This window comes from Musicola keenii (assembly GCF_014855505.1).
GTDB classification, from domain to species: domain Bacteria; phylum Pseudomonadota; class Gammaproteobacteria; order Enterobacterales; family Enterobacteriaceae; genus Musicola; species Musicola paradisiaca.
In genome coordinates this window covers 1-6994 of sequence record NZ_JAAWVW010000040.1, presented here as the reverse complement: position 1 = coordinate 6994, position 6994 = coordinate 1, and the positions used below count along the sequence as shown (strand labels likewise).

The following is a 6994-nucleotide window of genomic DNA, read 5'->3' as shown; positions in this document are numbered from 1 at the left end:
CATAATAATTTATCAATAACAACATTAACAAAATAGCAAATTAACTTATACCGAGTTGAGTTAAAAATCGCCTTTTTCTTATCATTATGAGATACATAAAAAACGTATCTACTCCAACACGTAAAGTCCAGGCTATTGCGGCTCCAGCAATTCCAAATTTAACAATAAAAAAATACAACAAAAATATGTAAAATGGAAGTTCAACCAAATGAATTAATGCTGTAGATTTTGAGTCACCCAATGCATGTATGAGTGTATAAAACATAATCCCAATTGAATTAATAAAAATCCCAACGCATAAAATTCGACCAACATGTATACTATCAGATTCGACAGATCCTTTTAGCCAAAACTGAAGAAATTCAGGTAATATCATAAACAAAAAACCACAACCAGCTCCTACAAAAATAATAACAACCCAAAGCCATAAATTAAACTCACGGAGTGCAACTTCAGGTTTTATTTTTATAACCTTTGAATATCGAGGTAGTGCCACAGCTGATACCGCACCAACAAACATGATCATCTTTGTAACAATTTCATATGGTAAAGTATAAATACCGACAGCAGCGGCTGATATTATACCGCCAATAAAAAAACGATCTATTTGGACTAAAAACGGACTGACTATGCTACTGATCGTATACCAGCCACCGAACCTTAATAACTCATGTCTTATTTCTTTCTGAAACGTTGAAGTATCGGATGCCTTTTTTTCTAGAAGGAATATAGAATCGGATTTTTTTCTAGAAAAAAACTCTGAAAAAATTTTATATAGGCCAGCACCGAAGAGTCTAGATAAAAAAAGACTTAGTATCATAAATATAATATTATTGGTATAGATAGACACAAAATATGGGCCAAGAAAATTTATTAGACCAAGACCTGTCTTTACTGCATTCACTTCCATGAATCGCTCTAATGCTTCACAATACCCCCTATACATTGTTGAAATACATTGAAATGGTACCGTTATAGCAATAAGAAAAGATGAGATAAGAACTTCATGCTTTAAACTTGGACTATAATTAATAAAAGAAAACCCACCTAAAAATATAATTGTACACAATAATAATGAACCGAAAAAACCAACTTTCATTGAAAGTTTTTCAGACACTTTAAGTGCATAATATGCTTTGACATGCTCGCCTTCTCCTAATAATCTCGCAACCAATTGCGTTGTTGCCCGTCCGATTCCTAAATCAAATACTCCTGCATATCCAATCAATCCCCAAGCCAATGACAACAAACCAAACCGTTCCATACCAATTTTTTCAACAATATATGGAATTGTTAAAAAAGCTATAGCAATAGGAAATAATAATCCAACCAGACTCCATAAAATATTATTTATCCGCATATTTATATGCTCAGCATTGCATAGGATAAAATAATTCACCCCAAAAATTATTTTTCTGACTTATAATCATAAGCATAGTAATGGTAATTACCATACCCATAATAACTGGATGCCCGTTTAACCACCGAGTTCAGAATTACGCCTTTAATTTCTGCACCGTTCTGTTCAAAGCGACGAATACTCACCTCGACTTCCTTCGTTGTATTCACCATAAAACGAGCGACCAGCAAAGAAGTTCCCACTTGACGGCTGATAATCGCGGCATCCGTCACGGCCAGAATGGGTGGCGTATCCAACAACACGATATCGAAATGCTCGGCAGCCCAGTTAAGGAACGCGGTGAAGTTATTGTGCATCAATAATTCAGAAGGATTAGGAGGAATTTGCCCGCGCGGAATAAAACTCATATTCTCCACGCTGGTGCTACGTAACGCCTTTTCCGCCGCGACCTGGCCAGCGAGGATATCGGAAAGGCCATTTTCCGGCCCGGTTCCCATCATTTGGTGTGCATAACCTTTACGCATATCGCAATCCACAATCAGCACTTTTTGGCCAGATTGCGCCACTACCGCCCCCAGGTTGGCACTGATAAAAGATTTACCAATTTCCGGGCTAGCGCCAGAGATCATCAATATATTATTGGTGGCCTCCATCATGGCAAAGTGCAGGCTGGTACGCAGGCTGCGAATCGCCTCAATCGCCAAATCCGCCGGGTTCCCTACCGCCAGCAGGGCAGAAGAACGAGCATTGCCTTTTTTATGCCGGGCGCGGAATTCGCGGTCTTTCTTCTGTTGCCATTCGGAAAGCGGCACGCTGGCATACACATTAATGCCCATCTCTTCCAATTGTTCCGGGCTTTCAATGCCTTTATGCAGCAGCGCTTTCAGCACCACAAACGCTACCGATATCATGCCCCCCAAAACCATCGCCAGTATCACTACCAACAATTTTTTCGGTTTAACCGGTTTCGGCGGCACCATAGAGGCATCGATAATACGGACATTCCCCACCGTGCTGGCTTTGTTGATGCTCAGTTCCTGCTGTTTGTTCATCAGTTGAACGTAAACTTCCTGGCCCACATTAACGTCTCGGGTCAGGCGCAGAATCTCCTGCTGGGTTTTCGGCATGTTATTAACGCGCTTATTGAGCTTGTCACGCTCTTTCTCCAGCGTGGCGCGTTTTTCCATCAGGGAACGGTATGCCGGGTGTTCGCGGGTGTATAACTTGGAAATTTCTGCTTCTTTAAACGTGAGTTCATTAAGCTGTGACTCAACCCCGACTATAGTATCCAATACCGATTTGGCCTCGAGAGACAAATCCACCGAGTCGTTCTGTTGGCGGTAACGGTTAAGTTTATTCTCCGAGTCTTCCAGCAAAGCACGTACATTCGGCAATTGCTCTTTCAGGAATTCAAGACTCTTACCTGCTTCTTCAGATTTACGATCCACATTCTGTTGCAGGTAGTTGTACGTAATACTGTTAAGGATTTTCTTAGCAAGATCCGGGTCATCGCTTTCCAACGTCAGCAGTAATACGCCGGTATCTTTACCTTTATCCGCGACTGTTAAATCATCCAGCAAATTATTGATGGCGGTAATATCGTTATATTTACGGATACGGAATACGGTTCCCGGTGCCGCGTTCATATCACTCACCAGCAACGTGACGCCTTGTTGCGATGCAAGTTCACCCACCTTGCCGATGAAATCAACATCTTCGCCGGTTATGCGATAACTGCTGGCATCCAGAATTTCCAGCTTCAGTCGTTCATCCAGCAAGTTATCAGGTACTTCAAGACGAGATACCGCTATCTGCGCCGGCGCCTCTTTGGTTAAGCGCGCAAGACCCCGACCCACGATCGGGAAAAACTTCTGCTTCACCTCAGTATTCAGCGCCAAATCCTGTACCGTTTTGCCAATCACCATACGGGATTTGATCAGCTCAATCTCCGCAGCGGATTGTGGTTTGGCATCCGGCAACATGCTGGAGATATCTTTGATCAAACTATCGCTACTCTTTTGTTCTACCTGAACCAAAGCATCAGCCCGGTAAATCGGCGTCGCCAGAAGAGCATAAAGTATGCCAGCCACCGTAAATAAAAAGGTGACGCTGACAATCAGCCAACGGCTATCCCACAGGGTTCCCAGCAACCGGCCCAAATCAATTTCATCTGAACGATCGTTATCAGATGGTCGCACAGTATTTTTTTCTGACATCAGAATTCCTGACTGATTAACGGCTCAACATCTGCGCCCACTTCCGGGCAGACTGATCTAATTGGCTATAAACAAATTCAAAGGCTTCACGGCTTTTACGGTATGGGTCGGCAATTTCCTGCTGATTCAGCCAGTGACCAAACAGCATGGTTTTCCCCCGCACCTCTGGCGCTATGCGGGATACCGCATCAATGTGCCCCTTTTCCATGACCAGAATCAGGTCATGTTCACGGCACATGGCAGACGTCAGTTGCCGGGCGCTGTGCCCTTCCAGTGACACGCCATGCTGCAACGCCACATCCGAAGCCATACTATCGGCAGGTTTGTCCACCAATGCCCCTAAACCTGCCGACGCTACTTTTTTGCCTGGGAGAGCCTGCTGCAAAAGCCGCTCCCCAGTTGGGGAACGGCATATATTTCCAACACAAACCACCAGAATAGAGTTAAACATGATTCACGACAGTTCCTACGGCCAGTTTCTGACACGCAACGAACCTTCTGAAAGGTCGTTGAAACCAGAAATCGTAGGCACCAATTGTGAAATCAAACGATTCCAGCGTGCCACCGGCGCCGTAGTGACGTAAACGACATCATAAGGTTGCAGTTGGAATTCTGCGCCCATCACCAGCGCAGTGGCATCCGCTGCGTTCAACTGATAAATGTTCGCCAGTTTTGGCCCCTGGGTGCCATGCAAAGGACGGATCACGAAAATACCGGTAGCATCCGCCACCGTCTGATCGACCCCCTCCGCATTGCCCAACGCTTCGGTTAAGGTCATACCACTACGATCCATCTTGAGCGTAGTTTGTTTTTTAACCTCACCCATGACGAAAACTTTCAAGCTGTCATTACGTGGGATAAACAGAATGTCACCCGGATAGAGCAAGCGATTTTGAGAAAGGTCGCCGTTTTGCATCAGCGCCTGAAGAGAAATGCGCTCATCCTTACCGCCGTGAGTAAGGATGACGTTACGCCAGTCGGCATTTTCCGTCAGCCCACCGGCTTTATTGATAGCATCTAAAACGGTTAAAGGTACATTGCTAATAGCCTGCTCACCGGACTTGGTGACTTCACCTGTTACATAGGCTTTTTGCGAGCGGAAGGCAGCAATACTAATTTCTACCTGAGGCGACTCAATGAATTTGGCAAGGCGCGCCATAATTTCTTCCCGCACCTCCGTCACACTCTTACCCACCACTTTCAGTTTGCCGATATAGGGGTAGAAAATAGTGCCATCTGCATGTACCCAGTTACCGGTATCACTAGCGCTGCGGTATGTTCCTGCCGGGGTCGTCAGCTCGGGATGATCCCATACTGTCACCATCAATACGTCACCAATACCAATACGATATTGATAGTTTTGGAGTTCCGCATCGAGCGCGGGATTCACTTGCGCCACCAGAGGTTTTGGGCGCATTTTCTCAATCAGCAACGGAGTCATCGGGTAAACATTGACCAGCTTATTGATATTGAAACCTGCGTCGTCCTGCTCAATAGCCTCCTTCCCGCTAGTCGAAAGATGGGTGCCGGGAATAATGGTACATCCACTTAAAAGCGCCGCGGCAACTGCCAACGGTATCAACTTGAATTTCTTATCCTTCATTCTAAATTAAGCCGCTGTCTTCACTTTTTATAAAAACAAATCATAAAAAAATTAATGATTTCTTATTGTTATGATTTGCCGTCTCATACAACACGGGAAAGATATTACACGTCTTTGCCTGCATTCAGGAGCGAATATTTTCAGACCGTCCTGGAGGCATGGACGTTATCGCACCATTCCACATTATCACCTTTCCAATTCTTGCAATCGTCAGGAAATAGACCACAAACAAGCCTATAAAGCTGCATAACATGACGGTTCCTGATACACCGAACCATTCGCAAGCAATACCCGTCAATGCAAAAAAAATCGATAAGCTTATAATAATCAACAAAGTTTGGCGTGAGCTTAACCCCATACGCATCAATACATGATGCAGGTGCTCACGATCGGGTTTAAACGGGCTACTTCCCCGGCGGATACGTTTTATCATCACTGCCACCATATCCATTAACGGGATAGCAATAATCCACAAAGCCGTCACCGGTTGCATGACTGAATTGTTTCCCTGCGTTGCCAGAATCAATACCCAGATCACGGTAAACCCAATCAACGTACTGCCCGCATCGCCCATGAAGACTTTGAACCTTCCCCCCCAAAGCCCCAGATTAAGTGCAATATAAGGTAAAGTCGCCGCCAGAAAACACAGGCTCCATAGCGCCAATTCTTCACGTCCTTTCAATGCAAAAATGAGCGCCATAGAACCAAAAGTGACGCAACTCAAGCACCCCAACAACCCATCAATCCCATCGACCATGTTGAAGGCATTAATAGCGCCCCATACCGCAAACAGTGTGATGGCATAACCAACAATCCCCAGTTGCAGTTCATATTGGCCCAAAATCTTCCCAAATGAGGCCAGATACAGATCAGAGCCCATCATCAGAATGGCAATCAAAGCCTGTAATCCGACTCGGGGTAAAACCGGCAAGTCAAAACGATCATCCAGAATGCCGATCATCAGCAACCCGCTGGCGCACAGCATGTAAGTATCGAAGGACGGCAACCAGTCGGAATGAGAAATGAACATGACCCAGAGCGACAGGTAAATAGAGATACCTCCCGCTAGCGGAATATGCCCTCGGTGCTTTTTTCGTTCATTCGGTCTGTCAACCAGTCCAACTCTCTTTGCTGCTTTACGTGCAATAAACAGCAACACGAATGCACTGATAAACACCAGAAAGAAATCGTTCATAACTATCACGACCTGCCTTGTTTATAGGCAACTAAGCCACGCTACCGCCCTTGGCTTTTAGCTACCAATCCACTATCCATTGCAACGCGGCACAATACGGTAAGCCTATAAAACAGGAAGGCCGGATGCCGTTTCCGACATCAACAGCCTTATCCATCGCGCCAGACAGCGTCATCACAGCAAAGACAATTGACAAAAGCGCCACTACCACCAGCGAAAAACGACAAAATCAATTCAAAAAGCCTTAATGCTAGCGATGTCATGCACCATTAAGGCGTTGCTGCTCTGCGACTCACCCGTATATGTAACCATTTTTATCACTCGTGATGATTGTATTAATGATTGTGCTCATGAATCAATAAACAATCTCAGCAAAAAAACACCACACATGCAGTTGTTACTGATGAAACACATCATAATTGCAGTATAAAAAACCAAACATGCAAAAAAAACATACAAAAACAAACAATAAATCCCAAAAAAGGCAACTTTATTAAACCTTAACACTAAATTTACGGTTTCTTTTAATTATTAGATTTCAGTTAAAACACTGTTCCATTAAAAAAATGAGTCAAATAAAACAAAAAAATAATTAAATATCAATAAGATAAATAATAATC

The 6994-nt window shown here is 44.1% G+C and carries 5 protein-coding genes; all 5 read right to left on the bottom strand.

Features of this window, described 5'->3' with window-relative positions; all coding sequences use genetic code 11:
- Window positions 1-40: 40 nt before the first annotated feature.
- A complete protein-coding gene (locus HEP82_RS19555; RefSeq protein WP_192459576.1) occupies window positions 41-1360 on the bottom strand; it encodes a flippase in 1320 nt (439 codons plus the stop codon).
- Window positions 1361-1407: 47 nt separating this feature from the next.
- Complete coding sequence (gene wzc, locus HEP82_RS19550) at window positions 1408-3576, bottom strand: tyrosine-protein kinase Wzc (protein ID WP_192459575.1); 2169 nt, start codon at window positions 3574-3576, stop codon at window positions 1408-1410.
- A gap of 16 nt (window positions 3577-3592) precedes the next feature.
- Window positions 3593-4027, bottom strand: a complete 435-nt coding sequence (locus HEP82_RS19545) for an arsenate reductase/protein-tyrosine-phosphatase family protein (protein WP_192459574.1) — start codon at window positions 4025-4027, stop codon at window positions 3593-3595.
- Window positions 4028-4042: 15 nt separating this feature from the next.
- Complete coding sequence (locus HEP82_RS19540) at window positions 4043-5179, bottom strand: polysaccharide export protein (RefSeq protein WP_192459573.1); 1137 nt, start codon at window positions 5177-5179, stop codon at window positions 4043-4045.
- 124 nt (window positions 5180-5303) lie between these two features.
- Window positions 5304-6374, bottom strand: coding sequence for a UDP-N-acetylglucosamine--undecaprenyl-phosphate N-acetylglucosaminephosphotransferase (gene wecA / locus HEP82_RS19535; protein WP_192459572.1), 1071 nt, complete (start codon window positions 6372-6374; stop codon window positions 5304-5306).
- Window positions 6375-6994: the final 620 nt, after the last annotated feature.